This window comes from Chiayiivirga flava, assembly GCF_014202825.1.
Lineage (GTDB): Bacteria > Pseudomonadota > Gammaproteobacteria > Xanthomonadales > Xanthomonadaceae > Chiayiivirga > Chiayiivirga flava.
This window is the reverse complement of sequence record NZ_JACHHP010000004.1, coordinates 194,272-217,165: the sequence shown is the minus strand read 5'-3', so window position 1 is coordinate 217,165 and position 22,894 is coordinate 194,272. Positions and strand designations below refer to the sequence as shown.

Annotated in this window: 13 protein-coding genes; 2 read left to right on the top strand and 11 right to left on the bottom strand. The window is 68.8% G+C overall.

Annotated elements, in window-relative coordinates; genetic code table 11:
- Positions 1-9 precede the first annotated feature (9 nt).
- The gene (locus tag HNQ52_RS11810) at positions 10-1,287 is read left to right on the top strand and encodes a serine hydrolase domain-containing protein (protein ID WP_183961376.1); all 1,278 of its coding nucleotides are present in this window, start codon (positions 10-12) and stop codon (positions 1,285-1,287) included.
- A 465-nt stretch (positions 1,288-1,752) separates the two neighbouring features.
- Here the strand turns inward: HNQ52_RS11810 and HNQ52_RS11805 are convergent, their stop codons facing one another.
- From HNQ52_RS11805 to HNQ52_RS11775, 7 genes are all read right to left on the bottom strand, one after another.
- A complete protein-coding gene (locus HNQ52_RS11805) occupies positions 1,753-2,136 on the bottom strand; it encodes a hypothetical protein (protein WP_183961375.1) in 384 nt (127 codons plus the stop codon).
- 933 nt (positions 2,137-3,069) lie between these two features.
- Positions 3,070-3,465 (bottom strand): glycine cleavage system protein GcvH, encoded by a 396-nt coding sequence (gcvH, locus tag HNQ52_RS11800; protein ID WP_183961374.1) that lies wholly within the window; start codon positions 3,463-3,465, stop codon positions 3,070-3,072.
- Positions 3,466-3,554: 89 nt separating this feature from the next.
- Entirely contained in the window at positions 3,555-4,661 is a 1,107-nt protein-coding gene (gene gcvT, locus HNQ52_RS11795) for a glycine cleavage system aminomethyltransferase GcvT (protein ID WP_183961373.1), read from the bottom strand.
- A 168-nt stretch (positions 4,662-4,829) separates the two neighbouring features.
- A complete protein-coding gene (locus HNQ52_RS11790) occupies positions 4,830-6,416 on the bottom strand; it encodes an ABC transporter permease (RefSeq protein ID WP_183961372.1) in 1,587 nt (528 codons plus the stop codon).
- Positions 6,417-6,766: 350 nt separating this feature from the next.
- Entirely contained in the window at positions 6,767-7,759 is a 993-nt protein-coding gene (locus HNQ52_RS11785; protein ID WP_183961371.1) for an extracellular solute-binding protein, read from the bottom strand.
- A gap of 93 nt (positions 7,760-7,852) precedes the next feature.
- Complete coding sequence (locus HNQ52_RS11780) at positions 7,853-8,296, bottom strand: NfeD family protein (protein WP_183961370.1); 444 nt, start codon at positions 8,294-8,296, stop codon at positions 7,853-7,855.
- A gap of 57 nt (positions 8,297-8,353) precedes the next feature.
- Positions 8,354-9,349: an SPFH domain-containing protein gene (locus HNQ52_RS11775; RefSeq protein WP_183961369.1), complete on the bottom strand. Its 996-nt coding sequence runs from the start codon at positions 9,347-9,349 to the stop codon at positions 8,354-8,356.
- A gap of 338 nt (positions 9,350-9,687) precedes the next feature.
- On the opposite strand from HNQ52_RS11775, the gene HNQ52_RS11770 reads away from it, so the two are divergent.
- A complete protein-coding gene (locus HNQ52_RS11770; RefSeq protein ID WP_183961368.1) occupies positions 9,688-11,151 on the top strand; it encodes an OmpP1/FadL family transporter in 1,464 nt (487 codons plus the stop codon).
- A gap of 176 nt (positions 11,152-11,327) precedes the next feature.
- Here the strand turns inward: HNQ52_RS11770 and HNQ52_RS17455 are convergent, their stop codons facing one another.
- The 4 genes from HNQ52_RS17455 to HNQ52_RS17450 all read right to left on the bottom strand — a co-directional run bounded on the left by HNQ52_RS17455 (position 11,328) and on the right by HNQ52_RS17450 (position 22,715).
- The gene (locus tag HNQ52_RS17455) at positions 11,328-16,241 is read right to left on the bottom strand and encodes a choice-of-anchor D domain-containing protein (protein ID WP_183961367.1); all 4,914 of its coding nucleotides are present in this window, start codon (positions 16,239-16,241) and stop codon (positions 11,328-11,330) included.
- A 270-nt stretch (positions 16,242-16,511) separates the two neighbouring features.
- Positions 16,512-17,468: a hypothetical protein gene (locus HNQ52_RS11760; protein ID WP_183961366.1), complete on the bottom strand. Its 957-nt coding sequence runs from the start codon at positions 17,466-17,468 to the stop codon at positions 16,512-16,514.
- Positions 17,458-20,460 carry a serine/threonine protein kinase gene (locus tag HNQ52_RS11755; protein ID WP_183961365.1) on the bottom strand — a complete coding sequence of 1,001 codons (3,003 nt, stop codon included), beginning with the start codon at positions 20,458-20,460 and terminating at the stop codon, positions 17,458-17,460. The genes HNQ52_RS11760 and HNQ52_RS11755 overlap by 11 nt, the downstream gene beginning before the upstream one ends.
- A gap of 242 nt (positions 20,461-20,702) precedes the next feature.
- On the bottom strand, positions 20,703-22,715 hold the full coding sequence (locus HNQ52_RS17450) for an endonuclease (RefSeq protein ID WP_183961364.1): 2,013 nt from the start codon (positions 22,713-22,715) through the stop codon (positions 20,703-20,705).
- Between the last annotated feature and the right edge of the window lie 179 nt (positions 22,716-22,894).

Here is a 22,894-nt window from a genome sequence, read left to right as displayed (position 1 = left end):
ACGCAGGACATGCCGCGTACGATAGTCAGACTCCCGACGCTGCCGCGTGTGACGCGCGGCGTGCTCGCCGCCACGCTGCTGGCCCTGCTGCTGCCGACGGCGCAGGCGGACAACGCGGGCCAACCCCGCCCGCTCGCCGCCTCGCACCGCGCGCTGCTGTCCGAACGCGACCAGGGCGCGCTGGCCACCCGCATCGAAGCGCTCGGGCAACGCATCATCGACGATGCCAAGGTCAGCGGCATGGCGATCGCCATCGTGCAGGACGACCAGGTGCTGCTCGAACGCGGCTTCGGCGTGGTGCAGGTCGGTCGGCGCGACCCGGTGGACGCGGACACCGCGTTTCGCCTCGCGTCGCTGTCGAAGGCCTTCGCCGGCACGCTGACCGCGCTGCTGGTGCGGGACGGCGCGCTGCGCTGGGACACGCGCATCGCCGACCACCTGCCCGCCTTCAAGCTGCGCAACATGCAGCAGGCGCAGACACTGACGGTGAAGGACATCCTCAGCCACCGCGTCGGCCTGCCGCACAATACGCACGACCGCCTGCTCGAGGACGACGAACCCTATCCGCTGCTGGCCGCACGCCTGGCCGAAGCCAAGCCGATCTGCGATGCGGGCCAGTGCTACAGCTACCAGAACATCGCCTTCAGCCTGATCGGCGACATGACCTTCGCGGCCACCGGCGACTTCTATTCGCACCAGGTCGAGAAGCGCATCTTCCACCCGCTCGGCATGTACGGCGCCACCTTCGGTCGCGAAGCGCTGGAGGCAAGTCCGAGCTGGGCACGGCCGCACGTCAAGGCGCGCGGCGGCGGCTGGATGCCGGTGCGGCCGAAGGAAAACTACTACCGCATCCCGCCGGCGGCCGGCGTCAACGCCAGCATTCGCGACCTGTCGGTGTGGTTGCGCGCGCAACTGGGCGAGTATCCGGACGTCTTGTCCGACGACGTGCTCGCGAGCGTGCAGGCGCCGCTCGTGGAGACGCCGGGCGAAACCACGGCCTCGCCGTGGCGCCGCGAACGCCTGCGCGGCGCCCACTATGCGCTGGGCTGGCGCGTGTACGACTACGCCGGTCACACCGTCGTCTATCACGCCGGGGCGGTGCAGGGGTATCGCGCGATGATCGCGTTCCTGCCGGACAACGGCTTCGGCATGGCCGTGGTCTGGAACTGCGAAAGCGCGGTGCCGAGCGGCCTGCTGCCGACCGCGCTCGATCGTTACCTCGGCCTGCCGCAGCAGGACTGGCTGGAGCTCGACCGCTTCAAGACGCGCACGCGCAAGCGCGGCTGAGGCTGCACGACGCGAGGCAAGAGCCATATCGGTCGGCCAGGCTGTGCGTGCGGCACGCGATGCCGATCCGCAGGACGGATCCCGGACATCGCATCATGGGAACCCCTTCGATGCTTCGGATGTCGGATGTCGCGGCAGTCGCAGGCGTCCGGTCGGTGGCGGGCGGCGCGCCGATCCTGCGGGCGGCTCGAATCGACGGCGGCGCGCGCCGTGTCGATCACAGCCACGCAGGGCGGCACGCGGACATGAGGTCGATGCGGGGTCGAATCGGCGGACGTCGAATCGGTTGACGTCGAGTCAGATGAGATCGCTCGGGTGACGTCCGGCCTGGCTGCGCCGGCGGACGGGTCGGCTCCGTCGGAATGCTTGCGGCGCGAGTGCGCGTTCGATCGATTCCGGAAAGGCCTCTCTCCCCGCCTGGGCAAACGGGGAGAGAGTCCAGGGCGCGTTTCGCGCCGTCCGGCCTCAGAGGGCCGGTGCCACCGGAGCCGCCGGCATCATCGGGGCAGGCTTCTTGGCAGGCTTGCGGGCAGGCTTTTTCGCGGCCTTTTTCGCAGCGGGTTTCTTCGCAGCCTTCTTGGCGGCGGGCTTTTTCGCGGCTTTCTTGGCAGCCTTCTTGGCCGGCGACTTCTTCACGGCCTTCTTGGCGGATTTCTTCGCAGCCTTCTTGGCCGGCGACTTCTTCACGGCCTTCTTTGCCGCGCTCTTCTTCACCGCCTTCTTCGCGGCCTTCTTGGCCGGCGACTTCTTCACGGCCTTCTTCGCCGCGCTCTTCTTCGCGACCTTCTTGGCGGCGGTTTTCTTGGCGGCCTTCTTGGCCGGCGATTTCTTCGCGGCCGGCTTCTTCATCGCTTTCTTCATTGCCATGGTGAAACTCCTCGTCAGTTGGCTTTGGTGGAACAGTTGCCCAGCGGGCTATCGCCCTTGCTGCACGGCGCTCGTCACGCCGCATACGAAAACGCCCGGGCTCGTTCGAACCCGGGCGTCGTATTCGGAGAAAAGGGAGGCTTTCGCGAAGGTCGCGGCGCGGAATTCGGAGGAGACGGAGCCCCGAACCACCGGGGTGGAGTTCGTCGCGACATGGATGTCGCGTGCGTCGCTCGCTTTGTTGTCGACTCGAATCACCGCTTCTCTTGGAAGCTTCAGTTGCGCGAAACCTAAACATGCGTTGTGCGACTGTCAACAACCTTTCACAAACTTTTTTTCGCGTGCGCGCAGCGCGACGCAAGCGACCGGTGCCGGCACGTGCACCACGGCGCGTGCGCCGCGTCGCGATGCATGCGTGCGCCGCCGCGTGTGTCGCACGCGCGTTGCGAAAAGAGCACGGAAAAACAGGGCTCGCACCGCGTCGGGCACACGCGCGGTGCGCAGCGGCGACGTTGCCGCAGGGTCGCTTCGCATGCCGCCGCGGTGCGCGCGCGGCGACTGAATCGTTCCCGCTTTTTTTTCCGCACGGCGTCGCGCGCGCGCGGATTTCCTGCGCCGCACAAGCGCAAATGCGCAAAAGTGCGCGAAAAAAATCGACGTGCGGCGCGCGCCGGCGTGACGATGCACGCGCTCTGCGTACGCGGTGCGCGGATGCAGATGCAGCGGAGGCATCGGTCGACGATCGATCGCACATGCCGGCGACGCGCTCGCCGGGTTGCCGCCCACGACGCCCCGACCACGACGCCTCCGCACAGACCTACCCGCGGCCGGATGCCACCGATTCCGGTCGCCGGAAACGACTCCGGCCGCACAAGGCGGCCGGAAAATCGATGCGGACGATGCGCCGGGGCGCGATCAATGTTCCTCTTCCTCCAGCAGCGCGGCGTACTCGTCCGGGGTCAGCAGCTCCTCCATCTGACCCACGTCGTCGGGCTCGATCGTGAAGATCCAGCCGTCGCCGAAGGCGTCCTCGTTGATGGTTTCGGGCTTGTCCGACAGCGACTCGTTGACCGCCACCACCTTGCCGGCGATCGGGCTGTAGATGTCCGAGGCGGCCTTCACCGATTCCACCACCGCGCACGCCGCGCCCTGGTCGACGTGGTCGCCGAGGTCCGGCAGCTCCACATACACCAGGTCGCCGAGCTGGGCCTGGGCGTGCTCGGAGATGCCCACGGTAACGCGGCCGTTGTCGTCGATGCGCGCCCACTCGTGCGAGCGCAGGAACTTCAGATCGCCGGGAATTTCGTTCATCGCTCAAGCTCCAGGAAGGGGTCGGATCGCAGGCGCGGCGGATTGTACCTTGGCCCTGCGAACCGCGGCACGGGGTCGACGCGTCGCGCTCAGCCTTCGACGCCCGGCGCCGCCTTGCCGTCGCGCACGAAGGGGTACTTCACCACGCGCACCGGCACCTGGCGGCCGCGGATGTCCACCGTCACCGCGCCGACCTCGCCCGCCGGCACGCGCGCGAAGGCGATCGATTTGCCGAGCGACGGCGAAAACGTGCCGGAGAGGATCTCGCCGGTGCCCGATGCCGCCGTCACGGCCTGGCCGTGACGCAGCACGCCCTTGTCGTCGAGCACCAGGCCGATCAGCTGGCGCGGCGCACCGCCCGCCTTCTGCCGCTCCAGCACGTCGCGGCCGATGAAGTCGCGGCCTTCGTCGAGCGCCACCGTCCACGCAAGACCCGCTTCGAACGGCGACACGTCCTCGTCCATGTCCTGGCCGTAGAGGTTCATGCCCGCTTCCAGGCGCAGGGTGTCGCGCGCGCCGAGACCTGCGACCTTCACGCCCTCGCCGAGCAGCCGGTCCCAGAACGCGACGGCCTGCGTCTGCGGCAGCACGATCTCGAAGCCGTCCTCGCCGGTGTAGCCGGTGCGCGCCACGAACAGATCCTCGCCGTCCGATCCCTTTGCCTCGCACGCCACGAACTTGCCGAGTTTCTCGACCGCCACGCGGCTCTCGGGCGCGAGCAGCGCCAGCGTCTTGATCCGTGCCTGCGGGCCCTGCACGGCGATCATCGCCAGTTCGGGGCGTTCGGTGACGCTCACGCCGAACGCGGTGGCGTGGCGTTCGATCCATGCCAGATCCTTGTCGCGCGTGGAGGCGTTCACCACGAGGCGAAAGAAGTCCTCGCGCAGGAAGTAGACGATGAGATCGTCGATCACGCCGCCGCGTTCGTTGAGCATGCACGAGTACAGCGCCTTGCCTGGCTTGGTGAGCTTGTCGACCGAATTCGCGAGCAGGTAGCGCAGGAAGTCGCGCGTGCGGGCGCCGGACAGGTCGATCACGGTCATGTGCGAGACGTCGAACATGCCGGCGTCGCTGCGCACGAGTTTGTGTTCCTCGATCTGCGAGCCGTAACTGATCGGCATGTCCCAGCCGCCGAAGTCGACCATCTTCGCGCCGAGGGCGCGGTGGGTGTCGTTGAGTACGGTCTTGCGGGTCATGGTCCGGTCCGGTGCGGGGAAACGCGGATTATAGGAGAGGCCGGGGAGTCGGGAGTCGGGGGCGAGATTCGAGATTCGAGATTCGAGATTCGCAAGAGCCGCTACGTGCACGCGTGCGGAATCCCGGAGCGAATCACGAATCACCAATCCCGAATCACCAATCCCGAATCACAAATCCCCGCTCCGACGCACCAGCAGCCACACCGGCAGCAGGCCGATGCCGATCAGCAGCAGCGCCGGCCACGCGGCCTGCTCCCACAGGCCTTCGGCGGTGTAGCCGTGGATCTTCACCGCGAGCGTGTCCCAGCCGAACGGGCGCAGCATCAGGGTGGCGGGCATTTCCTTCATCGTTTCCACCAGCACCAGGAGCAGCGCGGCGAGCAGGCTCGGACGCAGCAGCGGCAGCACGATGCGGTGCAGGCGACGCCACGGACCGGCGCCGAGCAGGCGGGCGGATTCGAGCAGGTCCGGGCGCAGCGCGTGCAGGCCCGATTCGACGGTGTCGTGGCCGACCCGCAGGAAGCGCAGCGTCAGTGCCACCACCATGGCGGCGACGCTGGACGAGAGCGCCACGGTCCACCCCAGCGAGGCGGCGAGTGCGTGTTCGGCGCGCAGCAGCAACAGCATGCTCGCCACCGCCAGCACGGTGCCGGGGACGGCGTAGCCGAGGTTGGCGATGAAGACGGGGGCGCGCAGCCAGCGGTCGTGCGGGCGGCGGTGTTCGAGCAGCGCGAACGCGAGGCCGATCACCAGCACCACGCCGGCGACGGTGGCACCGATGAGTGCGGTGTTGGTGGCGACTTCGCCGAGACCGTCGGGCCATGCGCCGGCGGCGATCGCCCATTGCACCAGACGAGCGACCGGCAACACGAAGCCGAAACCGAAGACGAGCACGGCAAACGTGGTGGCGCCCCACGCGCGCGCGCCACGCAGGCGCAGGCGCGGCATCGCGCGCAGGCTGCGCTCGGCCACGCGCCCGCGGCCGCGCGTGAACCGTTCGAGCAGCAGCACGCCGGAGACCAGCAACAGCAACACGCACGCCAGCTGCGCGGCGCCGGGCAGCGAATACAGGCCGAACCACACCTTGTAGATGGCGGTGGTAAAGGTGTCGACGCCCAGGATGGAAACGGCGCCGAAGTCCGCGAGCGTTTCGAGCAGCGCGAGCGAGACGCCGGCGATCCATGCGGGGCGTGCCAACGGCAGCGCGACGCGGACGAAGGCACGCCACGGCGAATGACCGAGCGAACGCGCGGCGTCGAAGGCGGCGGCGCCCTGTTTCAGGAAGGCGGCGCGGACGACGAGATAGACGTAGGGATACAGCACCAGCGACAGCACGACGGCGGCGCCGCCGAGGCTGCGGATGTCGACGAGAGCGGCGCGGGATCCGCTCAGTGCGCGCCATGTCGATTGCACCGGACCCGCGTAGTCGAACAGGCCGACGTAGGCGAAGGCGGCGACGTAACCGGGCATGGCGAGCGGCAGCACGAGGGCCCAGTCGAGCCAGCGGCGGCCGGGGTAGTCGCAGCGCGCGGACAACCAGGCGAGCGAGACGCCGAGGACGGAGACGAGAAGGACGACGAGGACGGCGAGCGCTGCGGTGTTGAGCAGCACGTCGGTGAGCACGACGTCGCGCAGGTGCGCCCAGACGGCGGGTTGCGGATCGCGCCAGCTGGCAGCGAGCAGCAACAGCGGCGCGATCATCGGCAGGGCGAGCAGCCACGCGGCGAGGCGTGTGGGGCCGGCGGTGGTGCTCATCGAGAGGAAGCGTCGAGTGCCATGTGAGCGCATTGTCGCCGTGATGGCTGTTTCATGCTTGGGTTGGGTGTGGCCGTATCTCAACGAAGCACGCTACCCAGTTACCACATCAACCTAACATCGTCATTCCCGCGAATGCGGGAATCCAGTGCCTCTGCTCGGTTTGAGCTTCTTTAAGCGGGAAAACCAAGAAGGGGCACTGGATTCCCGCATTCGCGGGAATGACGGATTGAAGCGGATAGACCTTGCCGGACTCCGTCGACATCCGCAGAGCGCTACGACGTTCTACTCGGCAAACAGCTGCCCGGCGCCCTGCGCCACGCGTCCGCGCTACGACAATCCGAATCGACTCACTTCCACCCCGCCCGATCCATCAACTTCACCGCATCCGCCTGCCGCCGCCCGGCCTCGACCACGTTCACCGGATCGGCCTTGAAGGTGCTCCACGCCGCGACGATCGGGTCGACGCCGATGCCGGGCTTGGCCGGGAATTCGAAATTCAGGCGCGCGAATTCGTCCTGCGCTTCGTCCGACGCCAGCCATTCCAACAGCTTCTGCGCCTGTTCCTTGTGCTTCGAATGTTTCGTGATTCCGGCGCCGGACACGTTCACGTGCACGCCGGCATCGTTCTGGTTCGGCCAGAACACGGTCACCGGCAGGTCGGCGTCGTTCTTGATCAGGCGACCGAGGTAGTAGGTGTTGACCAGGCCCACGTCGCACTGCCCGGCGGCGATGGCGTTGATCAGCTGGGTGTCGTCGGCGAAGGGCGGCGCGGCGAGATTGGCCACCCAGCCGCGCAGCACGTCTTCGGTCTTCTCCGCGCCGAGGCGCGCGATCATCGTCGCGGTCAGCGACTGGTTGTAGACCTTCTTCGACGAACGCAGGCACAGACGCCCCTTCCACACCGGCTCGGCCAACTGCTCGTAGGTCGACAGATCCGTCGCCTTCACGCGCTCGGTCGAATACACGATGGTGCGCGCACGCAGCGACAGCGACACCCACTGCCCGTCCGGATCGCGCAGGTTCGAGGGAATCGCCGCATCGATCACAGGCGACGAGGTCTTCGCCAGCAGTCCACGCTCGGCCGCCTGCCACAGGTTGCCGGCGTCCACCGACATGAAGAGATCGGCGCGCGTGGCCTCGCCTTCGGCCGCCAGTCGCTCGATCAGCACCGGCGCCGAATCGGTGAGGTAGCGGATCTTCACGCCGGTTTCGGCGGTGTAGGTATCGAACATCGGCTTGATCAGCGGTTCCTGCCGCTCCGAATACACGATGAGTTCGTCCGCGCCGCGGACGATGCCGGAGGCCGCGAGCAGCAGGGCGGCGGTGACAAGCAGGCGCATGGCGCATCCTTTCGATCGAATGACCGAAAGATGATAGTCATTCTCATTTGCCAGGGCAATGCCGCGGCACCGCCCGCTCGGCGCGTTGCCCGCTCAGTCCACCGCGCTCACGCGCAAGGTCATCGCGTCGACCGCGTCCACGCGCACGCGCGTGCCCGACGGCAACTCCGGACCTTCGGCGATCCAGAACGCGTCGTCGATCTTGAGCCGGCCGCGGCCGTTCTCGATCGGCGTGTCGAGCGGGAACACGCGACCGATCAATTGCGCGGCGCGGCGATTGAGCAGCGGCTGGTCGGAGCTGCGCGGCGCGCGGCGCTTGCGCACTTCCCATCCCGCCCACACCGATGCCAGCGACAGGATGGCGAACACGATCCACAGGCCCGCGACGCCGAGCGAGGGCACCAGCACGTGCACGAGTCCCGTGCCGAGCGCGGCGAACCCCAGCCAGAGGAAAAACGTGCCCGGCGCGATCGCCTCCAGCGCGAACAGGGCCAGCGCGGTGGCCCACCAGAACCATTGCGAATCCAGCCAGTGCATGACGATCTCCCTGTGGCGAAACGTGTGGCGGCACGCCGGCCGCGGCGCGCGCTGCCGTCAGCCCTGCGGCACCCGCGGCGGAACCGGCTGCGTGGTGACACGCGACATGTCCGGCGCACGCGGCGCCGCTGCCTTCGGCGGCGGCACCGGCCTGGGCGCATCGCCGCGCACCAGTTCGGCGATGCCGGCGAGCGAGCCGAGGATGCCGGTGGTTTCCATCGGCAGCAGCAGCGTCTTCTGGTTCGGCGAGGTGGCGAACTCGCGCAGTGCCTCGACATATTTCTGCGCGACGAAATAGTTCACCGCCTGCACGTCGCCCTCGGCGATGGCGGTGGAGACCATCGTGGTGGCGCGCGCCTCGGCCTCGGCCAGGCGTTCGCGCGCTTCCGCGTCGCGGAACGCGGCTTCGCGGCGGCCTTCGGCGTCGAGCACGGCGGCCTGCTTCTCGCCCTCGGCCTTGAGGATGGCGGCGGCACGGAAGCCCTCGGCTTCGAGGATGTTGGCGCGCTTCTCGCGCTCGGCCTTCATCTGGCGCGCCATCGAATCGATGAGGTCGCGCGGCGGCTGGATGTCCTTGATCTCGATGCGGTTGACCTTGAGTCCCCACGGATTCGTCGCGTGGTCCACCACCGAGAGCAGGCGCGAGTTGATCTCGTCGCGCTTGGACAGCGATTCGTCGAGGTCCATCGAACCGAGCACGGTGCGGATGTTGGTCATCACGAGGTTGAGGATCGCGATTTCCAGCTGCGCCACTTCGTACGCGGCCTTGGCGGCGTCGAGCACCTGGAAGAACACCACGCCGTCCACCTTCACCACGGCGTTGTCCTTGGTGATGACGTCCTGGCTCGGCACGTCCAGCACCTGCTCCATCATGTTCATCTTGCGGCCGATGGCGTCGATCCACGGGATGATGAACCCCAGGCCCGGCGTCAGCGTGTGGGTGTAGCGGCCGAAACGTTCGACCGTGTATTCGTAGCCCTGCGGCACCGAGCGCACGCCCTTGATGATCGTGATCACCACGAAGGCGAGCAGCACCCAGATGAAGATGGTCATTTCAGTGGTGTCCCGAAGGTGGTTTCGAACGCGGATCTTAGCCGATGCCCCGAGCGGCCCGCGCGCTGCCGCCGCCCCCTCATGACCATGCGGCGGGCGCGATGTGACGGCCGACGGCGCTGACGCATCCGGACGCCTTGCGGCGTTCCTCTGTGCGAGGCGGCGCAGTCGGCCCGGCGGTGACACGAAATCGCTCCGTTTTGCGCATATGCACCGGGACGGCGGGCACCCGGCGCGCCGTCCGCCGCGGCCGGCACAACCCGCCAGGTCCGCCCGCACCATTCAAATTCCGTTAATTCCGGGCGTAAACTCGCCCTACAACCTGCCTGGAGAGTTCCATGAGCCCCCGTGCCCTCCCCCGCGCCGTTGCCCTCGTCCTGCTGGCCGGCTGCGGCTCCGCCGCGGCGATCACCAATGTCGAGAACAACGCCGGCATTCCTTTCAGTTTCTCCAACCCGGGCGCGCGCAGCCTGGGCATGGGAGGCGCGTTCCTCGGCCTCGCCGACGACGCCACCGCGGCCTACACCAATCCGGCCGGGCTCACCGGCCTGGGACTCGAACAGCAGGTCTCGATCGAAGGACGGCGCCAGGAGGTCGATACGCCATTCGCCAACGGCGGCTTCGCCGAGTTCGGTCCGCGCGGCGGCATTTCCGGCGTCGACTACGGCAGCGCGTCCGATTCGGTCAACGGCGTCTCGTTCCTCTCCTGGGTGCTGCCGCGCGAAGGCTGGTCGATCGCGCTGTACCGGCACGAACTGGTGAACTACGAATCGAGCTACCGCACCAATCCGACCGGATTCCTCGTCGACGATCTGGAATTCTTCCTGTTTCCGTACGATGCGCGCACGGATCTTGAGATCGTCAACTACGGCGTCAGCGTCGGCGTCGACGTCAACGACGTGATCGCGCTGGGCGCCGGCCTGTCGTACTACGACTTCGACATCGCCTCGAGCACCGCGCGTTTTGCCGCCGCCACCGCGGGCAATCCCGACGATCTGGTCTCGACCCAGCGCCAGAACGGCCAGGACAACGACATCGGCTTCAACCTCGGCGTGATGTTCCGCGTGTCGCCGCAGTTCAACATTGGCCTGGCCTACCGCAGCGCGCCGGAGTTCGACTACCGCGCCACCAATGTCGCCGGCGCGGCCTTCCAGCGCGACCTGCTCGGCGCCGGCGTGTTCACCGGCCAGACGCTCGCCGACAAACGCTCTCGATTCGAGGCGCCGGACATGTTCGGGCTCGGTTTCAACTGGCGTCCGAACGACAACCTCTCGATCAACCTCGACCTCAATCGCATCAACTATTCCAACCTGACGAACTCGGTGGACACCGCGTTCCTCAACAACCCCGGCGACCCGCTGACGCTCACGACCCAGATCGACATCGAATTCGACAACGGCGACGGCACCACGACGGTGATCCCCGCCGGCACCGAACTGCCGGACTTCGTCGCCTCGCAATTCCAGTCCGCCGTGGCGCGCACGGTGAAGGCGGACGACGTGTTCGAGCCGCGCCTGGGCGTGGAGTACTTCTTCTCCGAGATGAAATATCCGGTGTCGCTGCGCGCCGGCATCTGGAACGAAACCCGCCACACGCTGCGCTCGAAACTCGACCCGGGCCTGGACGCCAACGACGCCAGCGGCGAAGTGCGCGCCAACGCGATCCTGTTCTCCACCGGCCACGACGAAGTGCACTACTCGGCCGGATTCGGCATCGCGTTCCCGAGCTTCCAGCTCGACTTCGCCACCGACCAGTCCGACATGCAGGACATCTACAGCGTCTCGGCGGTGTGGCGGTTCTGAAGTACATTTAGCAACCTCAAACGGCGGTCATGAGGGCGCGGATTCGCGCCCTCCTCGCGACAAAGAGCGCTCCACAAAAAGCAACGGACACCTCGCGGTGTCCGTGCTTGTTCGATCCGTCGATCGCACCTTCGATGCCGCACGGCGGCGCGGCGTGCGCGCCGCCGTGCCTGGCATCAGAACTGGCGTCGGATGCCCAGCAAGCCCAGCAGCGCCAGCAGGGACGCGGTCAGCAGCAGACCGAGGGCAGACAGCGTCGGGATGTGCAGCGGCTGCGGAGTCGGCGGCGTGACGGTTCCGCCGCCGGTGCCGACGCCGTTCAACGTCACGTCCAGATCGCCGAATTCGGTCACGAAGGTCAGCGTCTGCGAGAACTCGCCCGCGTCCGTCGGCGAGAAGCCGTAGCCGACGATGCAGAACTCGCCCGGTTGCAGCGTGAACGGCAGCGCTGCGCAGGTGGTGCCGGCGTAATAGAACGGCGCGGTCGCTTCGCCGAATGCGGTCACTTCCACCGGCACGCCGCCGGTGTTGGTGATGGACACGCCCTGCTCCGTGACGGCGCCGCCTTCACCGACGCCGACTTCGCCGAAATCGATGGCGCCACTGAGCACCGCGCCGACGGTGAAGCCCGTGCCGCTCAGCGACACGTCGATGCTCGGAATGTCGACGTCCGCCGCGATCACGGTGACGCTCTGGTTGGCCGCGCCCGACGCCGTCGGGCTGAAGGTGAACTGCGCCGTGCAACTGTCGCCGGCGGCAAGCGAGAAGGCGCCGGCCGGGCAGGTGCCGCCGCCCGTGCGCGCAAACGGCGGGGTCGGGCCGGAGATGCCGTTGATGGAGGTCGCGGCATTGCCGGGGTTGCTGAGGGTGATTTCCTGCGGCGCGCTGGTATCGCCGACTTCGATATCACCGAAGTCGAGCGCAAGCGGGGCCACCGCGAGCTGACCGAGCAGACCGGTGCCGCGCAGGGTGAAGCCAGCGGAACCTCCGTTGTCGTCGCCGATGGCGATCGCTTCGCTGGCAAGGCCCGCCGCGGTCGGCTGGAACCGGTAGAACACGGTGCACGACTCGCCCGGCGCGAGCGCGAACGGCAGACTGCCCGGACAGCTACCGAAGGCCAGTTGCTCGAACGGCGCGGACGCCGTGGCGAAACTGACGACCTGCAGCGCGGCGTCACCGGTGTTGGTCAGCGTGACCATTTCCGATGCCGAGCTGTTGCCCACGGGGATGTCGCCGAAATCGAGCACGGCAGGCGCCACCGTCAGCTCGCCCAGCGTGCCGACACCCGAGAGATCGAAACTGCCGGCCCCCGGTGCGTCTGCGGTGACCGCGATCGTGTCCGCCGCCGCACCAGCCGCGACCGGTCCGAAGGTGTAGGCCAGATCGCAGCCGGTTCCCGGCGCCAGCGTGAACGGCACCGCGGCGCAGGTGCTGCCTGCATCGAGTGCGAACGGCGCCGTGGCGGCGTCGATCGCGGTGACCTCCAGCGACGCGGTGCCATCGTTGAACAAGGTGACCACCGAGGCGACACTGGTCGCACCCACCGCAACGTTGCCGAAGTCCACCAGCGCGGGCGCGATCGTGAGGTTGCCCTGCGTGCCGTTGCCCGACAGATCGATCGTGCCGCCGCCGGGCACATCGGCCGCCACAGCGATCGACGCTGCAGCCGGACCCGTGACCGCCGGCGAGAAGGTATACGCCAGCGTGCAACTGGCACCGGCCGCCAACGGGAACGGCGCCACAGGACAATCGCCGCTGCCGTCCGGCGCAAACGGCGCTGCCGCAGCATCGATCGAGGTGACGTTCAGCGGCGCATCGCCGATGTTCTCCAGTGTCACCGCCTGTGCGGCACTGGTGTCGCCCACCACCACATCGCCGAATGCGATGGCCGCAGGCGCGATCGACAGCTCGCCCTGCAGCACGACGAACGCGGTCGCGTCGTTGGGCGCGCCGGTGCCCGGGTCGTCGCTGAGCGCGTTGCTTTCGTTGCTGCCGTCGCGATCGGTGTCGAAGTTCACCGTGGCCTGGTTGTCGATGGACATGCCTGCCGTGCCGGCATCGATGGTCGCGGGGATGGTGATGGTCACCGTGGCGCCCGGCAGCAGGCTGCCGTTCCACGTCACCGGGTTCACTCCGGCCGCGGAGACCGTGCCGTCCGTCGCGGTGGGCGTGCCCAGCGTCAGACCCGCAGGCAGCGTATCGGTGAACTCGTCGCCGATGTTGTCCGGCTGCAGGCCGGTGCCGGTGTTGGTGATCTCCACCGTGTACGTGACGGCGCCGCCTTCCTCGAAGGTGCCGGCAACGGTCTTGGTGGCGGCCAGTTGCACGGTCTGCGCGGGGGCATCGCAGATCGCGGGCGTGACGGTGACCGACCAGGCGCGGATGTTGCCGGTGTCCCCGGAGAAGAAATCCTGCGCACGCAGTGTCCAGTTGCCGGTCATGTCTTCGCCGCGGAACGGGACAAACGAGGCATTCGGCACGAACGAGCCGGTAAACGGCGCGTTCGCCGTGAGCACCGTCTGGATATTCACACCGCCGCCGTCTTCGTCCAGGACGGTCTGGCAGAAGTTGTTGCCGCTGCCGTCGGTGTTGTTGATCGCGAGCACGGCGGTGCCGGCCGGCGACAGCAGGGTCAGCTGCAGGTCATTGACGAACGTATGGTCGAGGCCGACCGTCGTGCTGCCGACGTTGGCGTTGCAGGTGTCGCCATCGATGCTCATCGCGATGCGATAGACCGATCCCGCGTCGGCGACGGCGATCGCCGCGTCGACGGCTGCGCCCGGCGCCGTGCCCGTCAGGTCGGCGCCGTCGGGGATGACCACCGGAGCCCCGGCGTAGGACAGGGTTACGGGGGCGCCGGGAGCGCCGGCCTGGAAGCTGTGCACGAACGTCTGCGACGGTGCCCCACCGCCGGTGTACGTGACATCGAGGGTGAACTCGATCGACCCGCCGCACGTGACCGACGGATCCACGTAAAACGTGTAGGCGGTGGCGTTCGGCGCAGAGGCCGCAGCCGCCAGATCCGGATACGTCGACACACCGGAAAGGACGGTGACGCCGGGCGTGGCGCTGGACAACGTTGCCGAAATGTCGGTCGCCGTTGCGCCGCCGACATTTTCCAGCGGAATCACCAGCGACCAGTCCTCGTTGCCTTCGATGAAGGCATCGCCGTCGCCGACGATCTGCGTGGACACGACCGCACCTTCGGCCAGGAACGCTGCCGGCGCGACACCCAGTGTCTGCAAGGCAGGTGCCGGCATGACGATGCCGGCACCGGTGGTGCGATCCACACCCGGCACTTCGATGTCCAGTGCCGTGCTGATCAGCGCCGCGCGGATCTGTGCCGGTGTCGCCGCGGGATCGCCCTGCTTGAGCAGCGCGGCGATGGCGGCGGCATGCGGCGCGGCGGCCGAGGTTCCGTAGAACGGATTGAAGCCGGGGGCTGCCGTGGCAACACCGTCGGCCGCCGTGACGTCCGGTTTTTGCCGGACGACACCGCCGGTGCTGGTGCGATTGCCCGGCGTGAGTTCGACACCCGCCGGGTCGAGGATGATGCGACGCGGGCCGTCGGCGCTGAAGCTTTCGCTTGTGTCTGCCGTGGTGAACAGGCCGGGGAACGGGCCATCCCCCGACACGCCGTCCAGCGATGCCGCGGCAGGCGTCGCGGCGACGCTGTAGGCCTCGGCTGCGGCGCTGTGGCCGCGCGTGGTGCCGCCGGTGCTCAGGGCGTCGTCGAGTTCGCCGCGGAACAGGATCAGGTTGAACATCGGCGTGCTCGATGTCGCGCCAGCGGCGAACTGCGCCACGACCAGACGCTCGCCGGCGAACGCGCCGCCACCGATGAACTCGATCGGGAAATCGTCCCCGCCGGCACCGTCCTGCGTGTCCGTGCTGGCATCGAACACCGTCGTCAGCGCGGCATTCATGTCGTACAGGTCGTAGTCGGTCGAAGCAAGGCCCGTGGTTGCGTCGTAGTGCTCCGCCCAGATCAGGATTGCCGGCGTTCCGGATGACCCGGCCTCGATCAGAATCGATTGGCCGCCATCGCCGAAGTTGTGCACCGGCCCCGCGCCGGCGAGCGCGGGCGGCGTTCCGTTCGGCACGAAATCGCCTTCCCAGGTGCCCGAGGTGTTGTCGTCCTTGTTGCCTTCGTTGCCGGCCGAGGAAAAGTACAGCACGCCGCCGGCGGTGACCGTGTTGACTGCCTGCGCGATCGGGCCGTCCTGGAACGGCGACTCGGCCAGATAGATGATGTCGTCGACAATGATGTTGCAGCCATCGGCGGCCAGATCGAGGATGTTCTGCGCGAACTGCGCTTCGTTGGGCAGGGCGGTGGCGAAGCCGAGTTCCGCGTTCGGCGCCAGATCGTGGATGATCTCCAGCATGGCCGAGCCTTCGTCGCCGGAGCCGGCCTGGCCGGGCAGCACGTCCACGGCCGGCAGATCGTCGCTGCCCTGCAGCGTGGCGAGCGAATCGACACCGTCGGACAGTACGCACACCTTGACGCCCGCACCCGAGACGCCATAGACGTTGCGTGCGGCTTCCGCACCGTGGGTCAGGTCGCCTTCCGAGGTGTTGATCGCGTTGGTCATCGCCGGCACGGGCAGACGCACGCGCCGCACGTCCGTCAGCGCGGCGATCCGTTCCACCGCCTGCAACGGCATGCGCGCGAGCAGATGTGTGCGTGCGCTGCTGCGCCAGCTGACCTGTGCGTCGACGTTCTGCAGTTCGGTCAGCAGGCGCTTCATTCCGGTGGTGCCGGACAGGATGACCTCCACCTCGACGCGGCCGTCGGAGTCGGGCCGCACGAAGCGGAAGTCCGGCAGCGCGCGTGCACGCTGGTCGTCGCGGGCGTTGAGGATGCCGAGGAACAGCCGCGAATCGATCTTGCGCTGGGTGGCGCTCTTGTTGGCCTTGATCGAGCGCAGTACCGCCATCTGCTGCAATGCCGAGGCCTTGATCGCGGTGGCCGGCTGCATCTGCGCGGCGACGCGGGCACCGTCCGTATCGCGTTCGGGTGCGACGGCGTGTACCGGCATCGCCACGATGGCGGCGGCCAGCATCAGCGACGCGACCGGAAAATACGTCAACGCCCGCAGGCGCCCCGCGGCGCCTCGACCAATACCCTTCATGATGTCCCCATTCTGCACTGCTGCATTGCTGGTTGCGCTGCACCGCGGCATCCGCGCGGCGTGGCGTGCGATGTGCGGATCCGTGCGTCCTGACACGAACCGATCGATCGAGGTGCTCCCCCGCTCGAACCGTATCCAGCGAATGCACGACAGTCAACCCGGATGCGTCGACGCAGGCCCGGATGCACTCGCCGCATCAGGTGCGCTGCGCTGGCGCAGTCGATCCGCTCAGCGCGTGCGCTGCCACACGGCGCGGAATCGCGGCGAGAACAGCGCGGCATCCGGCTGCAACGAAGCGTTGGCGGCGCGCGCGGCGCGGATGTCGCGGCCGACGGCATCGAGTCGTGCGTCGAGGTCACCGTCGAGCACGCCGCTGGCGTGAAGCGCCGCGGCGCGCAGCAGATGGGCCTGGGCGCGCGAACGGCCATCGGCGAACCGCGCCGGATCCAGTTGCAGCAACGCGGCGTATTGGCCGCCCAGGTACTGCTCGACGGCGGTGACGAGGACCGCCGGTGCCGCGGACGCGGTGGCCTGCGCGGGCGCCGCAGCCGCAGCCGCAGCCGTGGGCGGCGGCGGGGCGGCAGGCGCGGTTTGCGTGGTCTGCGGCGAGGAGGGTGCTGGACGAGTCGGTGTCGCCGCCGCGGGTTTCGCCGTGCCGGAGGCCGCTGCTGCGGTGGCCGTTGCGTTTGGCTCGCTCGCACGCGTCGACGCGGCTGGCGGCGACGTCGATGGCGAAGGAGGTCGTGTGGATGTCGCAGCGGTGGTGCCGGAGCTCGGCGCAGCCGCGCTCGCGAGCTTGCGCCGGCAGTCGAGCATGCCGCGCTCCTGCTCGGCATCGAGCTTGGTGATGCCTGCGACGACGGCCGTGCTCGCGGCGTTGCTCCACAGCGGCAGCGCGCGCTCGCACGCCCCCTGGCGCCAGGCCGCGACGCCTGCGTAGTAGTGTGGAACGTAGACTGCGGTGCGCACGCCCTGGAACCGCTTGCGCGCATCCGGTGTCGGTTCCTCGGCGAGCGCGGCGCGGAATGCGGCCTCGGCGTCGGCCCAGTTCTCTTTCTCGAACGCACGCAGGCCGCGGTCGTAATCGCGTTTCCAGTCCGCGTGCGCGGGCAGCGCGCAGGCAAGACCCAACAACGCGATGCCGCACGCAAGCGAGCGCTTGCGGCGTGGCGGTCTACTGCGCATACCCTGCCCGCTTCAGATAGTCGGCCGCAGTGAGGGTGCGGAATGCGGCGCTCGTGGCCTGCGTCTTGCGCGCGTCGAGGGTGGCGACGACGGCCACCGGCTGCGCCACGTCGGGATGCCGGAAGCTCACCCGGTACGTGCCCGCGGGCGCGACCAGGCGCAGCGGCGTGCTGCGGTCGTCGGGCAGCGCGAGGGCCTTGCCGGTGCCCTGGTCGACGACCGATTCCACGTTCGCCCACGGCGTGGCATTGAGCACCAGCGTGCCGCTCGATGCGGCGATGCGTGCGTCCTCGGCCGCCTGCAGGCGCGTGCGCGCGGCGACGAAGCTCGCCTGCAACGCAACGATGTCGGCACTGGACGCGCCGAGCTGCTGCTGCAGCTGTTCGAGCACCGGCGGCAGCGGCGCCAGATCGGCCGGCGTCTTCGCCGCATCGATGACGGTGCCGATGCCGCGCAGGAAGCGCTCGCGCAACGCGCGCGCCTCGGCGTCGGCCGGGTCGAGGGTCTGCAGCGCCGTCAGCGCACTGCCGATGGCGCGGGCGCTGTCGGCGTTGAGCTGGCGGCGCGCGAGCAGCTCCTGCAATTCGGCCAGGCGCGCCGCACGCGAGGCGGCACGCTCGCCGCGATCGCGTTCGGCCTGGATCTGGCGCGTGGCGACGGCCAGCGCGCCGTCGTCCGGCCACGCGCCGGCGGCTTCGCGCAGCAATGCGAGGGCGTCGTCGTAGCGGGCTTCCTTCGCAAGTTCCTGCGCCGCATCGCGCACCAGCGACGGCAGTCCGGCGAGCAGGCGCGTGGCCTCGGCGTTGCCGGCGTCGAGGCTGCGCACGCGCAGCAGCGCATCGCGCGCGCTGGAGCCGGCCGGGGCGACGTAGCGCCGTGCATTGATCGCCGCACGCGCCTCGTTGAGGCCCTGCGCGATCTGCGCCTGGCGCTGGTCCAGCCGCTGCGCGAGGGCGTTGCGGGCGGCCGTGATGGCCGGATCCGGCTGCGCCAGCAGGGCCTGGTCGTAGCGTGCGAGTGCGGTGGCGATGTCGCCGTCGCCCGCCGCGGCCTGCGCCTGTTTTGCGAGCGCAGCCGCCACCGTGCCGCGCAGCGTGGCGGCGTCGGCGTTCGCGGCGTCGAGCTCGGCGAGCCGGGCGAGGCTTTCGAGTGCGTTGTCGCCGGCCGGTTCGGCGTAGTTGCCGGCGGCGATCTGGTTGCGCACCTGCGAAACGAAGCCTGCGATGCGGCTGCGCTGTTCCTCCCGTGCCAGGGCTGCGGCCAATTCCGCGTCGAGCGTCTGCCAGGCCGCTTCGCTCGAGAGATCGCTGGCGACGCTGCGCAGCTGCCGCGCTGCGTCGTCGAGCTTGCCGGCGGCAAGCGCGGTGCGTGCGGGTGCGAGGGCATCGGCGGCGATGGCGTCGAGCAGGGTTCGCGCCGGAGCGCTTTGCGCGTCCACCTCCATCGCCTGCCGCACCAGCGCAAGCGCGTTGTCGCCGCCGTCGCCGAGCACGCGCCCGGCGGCGCGCGCCGTCTGCGCCTGCGTCAGCAATTCGGCGACGCGGGCGTCGCGCACGGCGGCGAGTTTTCCGGTCTCGATGCGCTGGCGCAGCGACGCCAGCCGCGCGTCGTCCGGCCGCACCGCCAACGCCTCGCCGATGCGTGTTTCGGCGGCGGCGAAGTTGCCGTTCGCCAGCGCCTGTTCGGCCTGCGCCTGCAGCGTGTCGACGATGCGCTGCAGGCGTTCGTCGATCTCCGGCATCGCGCCGGTGGCGCTTTGCAGGGTCTGCAATTCCTCGAAGGCGTTGTCGCCGGCCGGCGCGATGAGCTTGCCCTGCTCCACCAGCAGGTCGACCTGCTTGAGCGTGTTGTTGGCGAGGCGGCGCATTGTGGGATCGAGTTCGTCGCGTCCGCCGAGCACGAACCACAGACCCGCGCCGACCAGCAGCAGCACGAGCGCGGCGGCCGCCGGCAGCAGCCACGCCGGGCGCTGCGGCCGGGCGCGCTTGCGCGTCGGTGCGTCCATGCGCACGCCCGGCCCGCTCGCGCGCGCGGCGGCACGCGCACCGTCGCTCGTCGCCGCACGCCGCACGTGCGAGGCATCGGCCGAGCCGGTGTTGATCTGGCTTTCGGAAAACCCCAGCAGGCGCAGCTGTTGCGAGGCGGTCTGGTTCGGATCGATCTGCAGGCGTGCGAGCATGGTCTCGCTGCCGGTCAGCTGCGCCTTGAGCTCGCGCACGAAGACATGCAGGTCGTCGTAGCGGTGGGCCGGCTCCTTCGCCAGCATGCGGTCGATGGTGGGCTGGAAGTGCACGAACTGCGGCGGCAGCGGCGGCGGCGGCGTGTTGATGTGCGCGAGCACCACGTTGAGCGGCGTCTCGCCGCCGAACGGCACGCTGCCGGTGAGCATCTCGTAGAACATCACGCCGAGGCTGTACTGGTCCGAACGGCCGTCGACATCGCCGCCCATCGCCTGCTCCGGGCTCATGTAGGTCGGCGTGCCGATCATCATGCCGGTCTGCGTGAGGCGCGTTGCCTGCGCGTCGCGCTGGCGGGCGATGCCGAAGTCGGTGAGCACCGGCGTGTGGCGGTCGCGGAAGAGAATGTTGGCCGGCTTGAGGTCGCGATGGACCACGCCATTGTCGTGCGCGAACTGCAGCGCGCCTGCGATCTGCACCACCACCGAAATCGCCTCGGCCAGCGACAGGCCGTCCTGCAGCTTGTCGCCGAGCGTGCCGCCGCCGAGATACTCCATCGCGATGTAGTTGATCGCGTCGTTCTGGACGATGTCGTACACGCCGACGATGTTCCGGTGCGGCAACTTCGCCATCGTGCGCCCTTCCATCAGGAAGCGCTTCTCGAAGTTGTCGTCGACGCCGGCGCGCCGCATCACCTTGATGGCGACGCGGCGCTCGAGCGAGGTCTGCGTCGCGAGGTAGACCGTCGCCATGCCGCCGACGCCGAGTTCGCGCACGAACTCGTAGCCCGGGATCTGGATGGACGGCTGGGTCATGCGCGCGCGGGGGCGAGGGACGGCTCGATCATAGCATCGGGTTGACGCGGGATCGGGCCGTCGCGTGTCATGGCGGAGGGCGCGGCAGCGGAGCGGAAATGGGTGGAGAGGAGTGAGAAACGAGTCGCCACGCCTCGCTCCGGTCCCACTCGTTTCTCGCTCCTCTCCACTCGCTCCCGCCGCACCTCGCCTGCCTCGCTGCCGGGAGCGGCGCCATCGCCGCCCCCGGCACGTTCATCCACTCAGTTGCACACGCCGCCGTAGATGCACGCGACCCACTCGGGATGATCGACGAACGGATTGCGGTTGCCCTGGTAGCTGTACACCACTTCGTTGCGCAGCTGTTCGGCGGTGTCGACCGGGTCCTGCTGGTGCCACAGCAGCAGCGTCGAGAGCTTGCCCATGTAGGCCACCGACGCGTTGCCGCCGGTGCCGACCACGAGCGAGAGATCGCTCGTGAGGCGCAGGTCCGGTTCGCTCGTCCCGGTGACGGCGTTGGTGCCGCCTTCGTAGCGCAGGTCCATGTAGAACATCGCGCGCGCGACGTTGCCCTTGAACTTGTGCCACACCTGGAACACGCTGGAATTTCCCCAGTTCGAGTTGCCCGGGTAGGTGCCGCTGCCGCCGCCCGCGCCGTTGGTGGCCGCGGTCGGATACTCGGTGCAGCTGGCGTTGCAGTTGTCGTACGGCTTGTTGCCGCGCGCGCTGTTGTAGCCGATGTCCGAGACCATGAGCATGTGCAGGTCGGTGTAGGCCGAATTGCTGGCGACATCGTTCGGGAAACCGAGCGAGTTGGGCCAGGTGTGTTCGCGGTTGTAGAAGTCGTTGCCGCCGGTCTGCTTGGCGAGCGAGGCGTTGCGGTAGATGTCGAGCACGCGGCTTGCATTCATCGGATCCTGGTCGGCCACGGCGAGGACGTCCCAGGTGTCGGTGCCGGAACCGGTGTACGGAAAGCGCACGTGGTCGTCGATCACCGGATGCAGCGAGCTGCGCAGCGCCGCCGCCGAGCCCGTGTTCACCGCGCCGTAGTAGCCGCTGCCCGACCCGATGGTGGTGAAGCTGCGCACGACGTTGCCGGCCAGTGCCGTCGGCGTGCCGTCCTGGTCGAGCACCTGGCTTGCGACGATGGTGAGCGTGCAGGTTTCGAGCGGCCCGAAATCGATCGACGGATTCAGCGTGAACGTGGTCGGACCGCCGCTGCGCACGACCGCATGCGTGCCGCTGGCGCCGCACGCGAGCCCGAACGCGCCGCTGCCCGCGGTGACGGGCTCGCTGAACGTCACGACGAGATTGCTGTCGACCGCCACATTGCTGGCGCCGCTCGCGGGCACGGTGGAAACGACCGTCGGCGCGCTGTCGCCGCCGCCCGACGTGTAGCTGCCGGCCAGCGTGACGCCGGAAAACGCGCTGTAGGCGCGCACCATCACGTGCCAGGTGCCGGACGCGGGCGATGCGAACGTGCAGGTTTCGTTGTTGCCCGAGAGATACGGCCGGCAATCGAACGTGGACGTGGTCGGCGCAGTGCCGTGGCGCACGTACAGGTCCGCGTCGCCGCTGCCGCCCGAGGTGGCGACGACGAGATTGCCGGCACCCGACGGCACCACGATGGTGTAGTTCAGCGCCGCGTTCGTCGCCGCGCCCAGGCCCGACACCGGCACGCCGTTGACGAGCACGTTGCCGCCGCCTCCACCGCCGCCGGACAGCGTCTGCCCCGGGTTGCACGCACCGAAGCTGCTCGCCGCCGGTGCGGCCCATGTGAACTGCGAATACGCCGTGCCCGTGCCCGTCAGCCGCAGCGAATGCCCGACCGGCGTGTCGGTGGTTTCCGATTGCGCAATCGCGCTGCTCGTCATGCCCGCCGCCGGCCCGTTGCTCGCCGTGAACGTGCCTTCGTAGCTCAGGAACTGCACCACCGCGTTGCTCGCGTCGACGAGCGCGAGCCCGTCCGGCCCGCCGTTCTGCAGGCCGGGGCTCGCGGGCACGGTGACCACCGCCGTGCCGTGCCCGCCGCACTGGTTCGTGGTGGTGCCCGACAGCGTGTACGTGGCATAGGTCGCGCCGCCGCTGCCGTTGTACAGGACGATCTTCCAGCCGGCCAGGTTCGTGCCGGCCGGCGCGATGATTTCGATCTTTTCGTTGCTGTCCGTGCCGACGTTGTCGTAGTGCAGCTCGTTGATGAAGACATCGGCATTCGCCGTGCCCATCGCGATCCAGAACGCGGCCCCCGCCGCGCTGCGCAAGCTCCGATGCATCATGTCCCCAACCTTTCCAGCAAGGCCGCAGTGCGGCGGAAGCGGTTGGCCTGACCCCCCGTGAACCCCCGGCCAGATGGGGCGAGACTAGCATCTGTCCGCGGCGGATTCGTGACGACTCGGGTCTGCGACCGTTTTGCGCACGCGCGCATCCTTATCGATCACAGGCACGCACCGCGCCG

What these genes read in the sequence shown, in the direction of transcription:
- HNQ52_RS11810 (WP_183961376.1), top strand. Translation starts at nt 10, where the DNA reads ATGCCGCGTACGATAGTCAGACTCCCGACGCTGCCGCGTGTGACGCGC.
- HNQ52_RS11805 (WP_183961375.1), bottom strand. Translation starts at nt 2,136, where the DNA reads ATGAAGAAGCCGGCCGCGAAGAAATCGCCGGCCAAGAAGGCCGCCAAG.
- gcvH (WP_183961374.1), bottom strand. Translation starts at nt 3,465, where the DNA reads ATGAACGAAATTCCCGGCGATCTGAAGTTCCTGCGCTCGCACGAGTGG.
- gcvT (WP_183961373.1), bottom strand. Translation starts at nt 4,661, where the DNA reads ATGACCCGCAAGACCGTACTCAACGACACCCACCGCGCCCTCGGCGCG.
- HNQ52_RS11790 (WP_183961372.1), bottom strand. Translation starts at nt 6,416, where the DNA reads ATGAGCACCACCGCCGGCCCCACACGCCTCGCCGCGTGGCTGCTCGCC.
- HNQ52_RS11785 (WP_183961371.1), bottom strand. Translation starts at nt 7,759, where the DNA reads ATGCGCCTGCTTGTCACCGCCGCCCTGCTGCTCGCGGCCTCCGGCATC.
- HNQ52_RS11780 (WP_183961370.1), bottom strand. Translation starts at nt 8,296, where the DNA reads ATGCACTGGCTGGATTCGCAATGGTTCTGGTGGGCCACCGCGCTGGCC.
- HNQ52_RS11775 (WP_183961369.1), bottom strand. Translation starts at nt 9,349, where the DNA reads ATGACCATCTTCATCTGGGTGCTGCTCGCCTTCGTGGTGATCACGATC.
- HNQ52_RS11770 (WP_183961368.1), top strand. Translation starts at nt 9,688, where the DNA reads ATGAGCCCCCGTGCCCTCCCCCGCGCCGTTGCCCTCGTCCTGCTGGCC.
- HNQ52_RS11760 (WP_183961366.1), bottom strand. Translation starts at nt 17,468, where the DNA reads ATGCGCAGTAGACCGCCACGCCGCAAGCGCTCGCTTGCGTGCGGCATC.
- HNQ52_RS11755 (WP_183961365.1), bottom strand. Translation starts at nt 20,460, where the DNA reads ATGACCCAGCCGTCCATCCAGATCCCGGGCTACGAGTTCGTGCGCGAA.
- HNQ52_RS17450 (WP_183961364.1), bottom strand. Translation starts at nt 22,715, where the DNA reads ATGATGCATCGGAGCTTGCGCAGCGCGGCGGGGGCCGCGTTCTGGATC.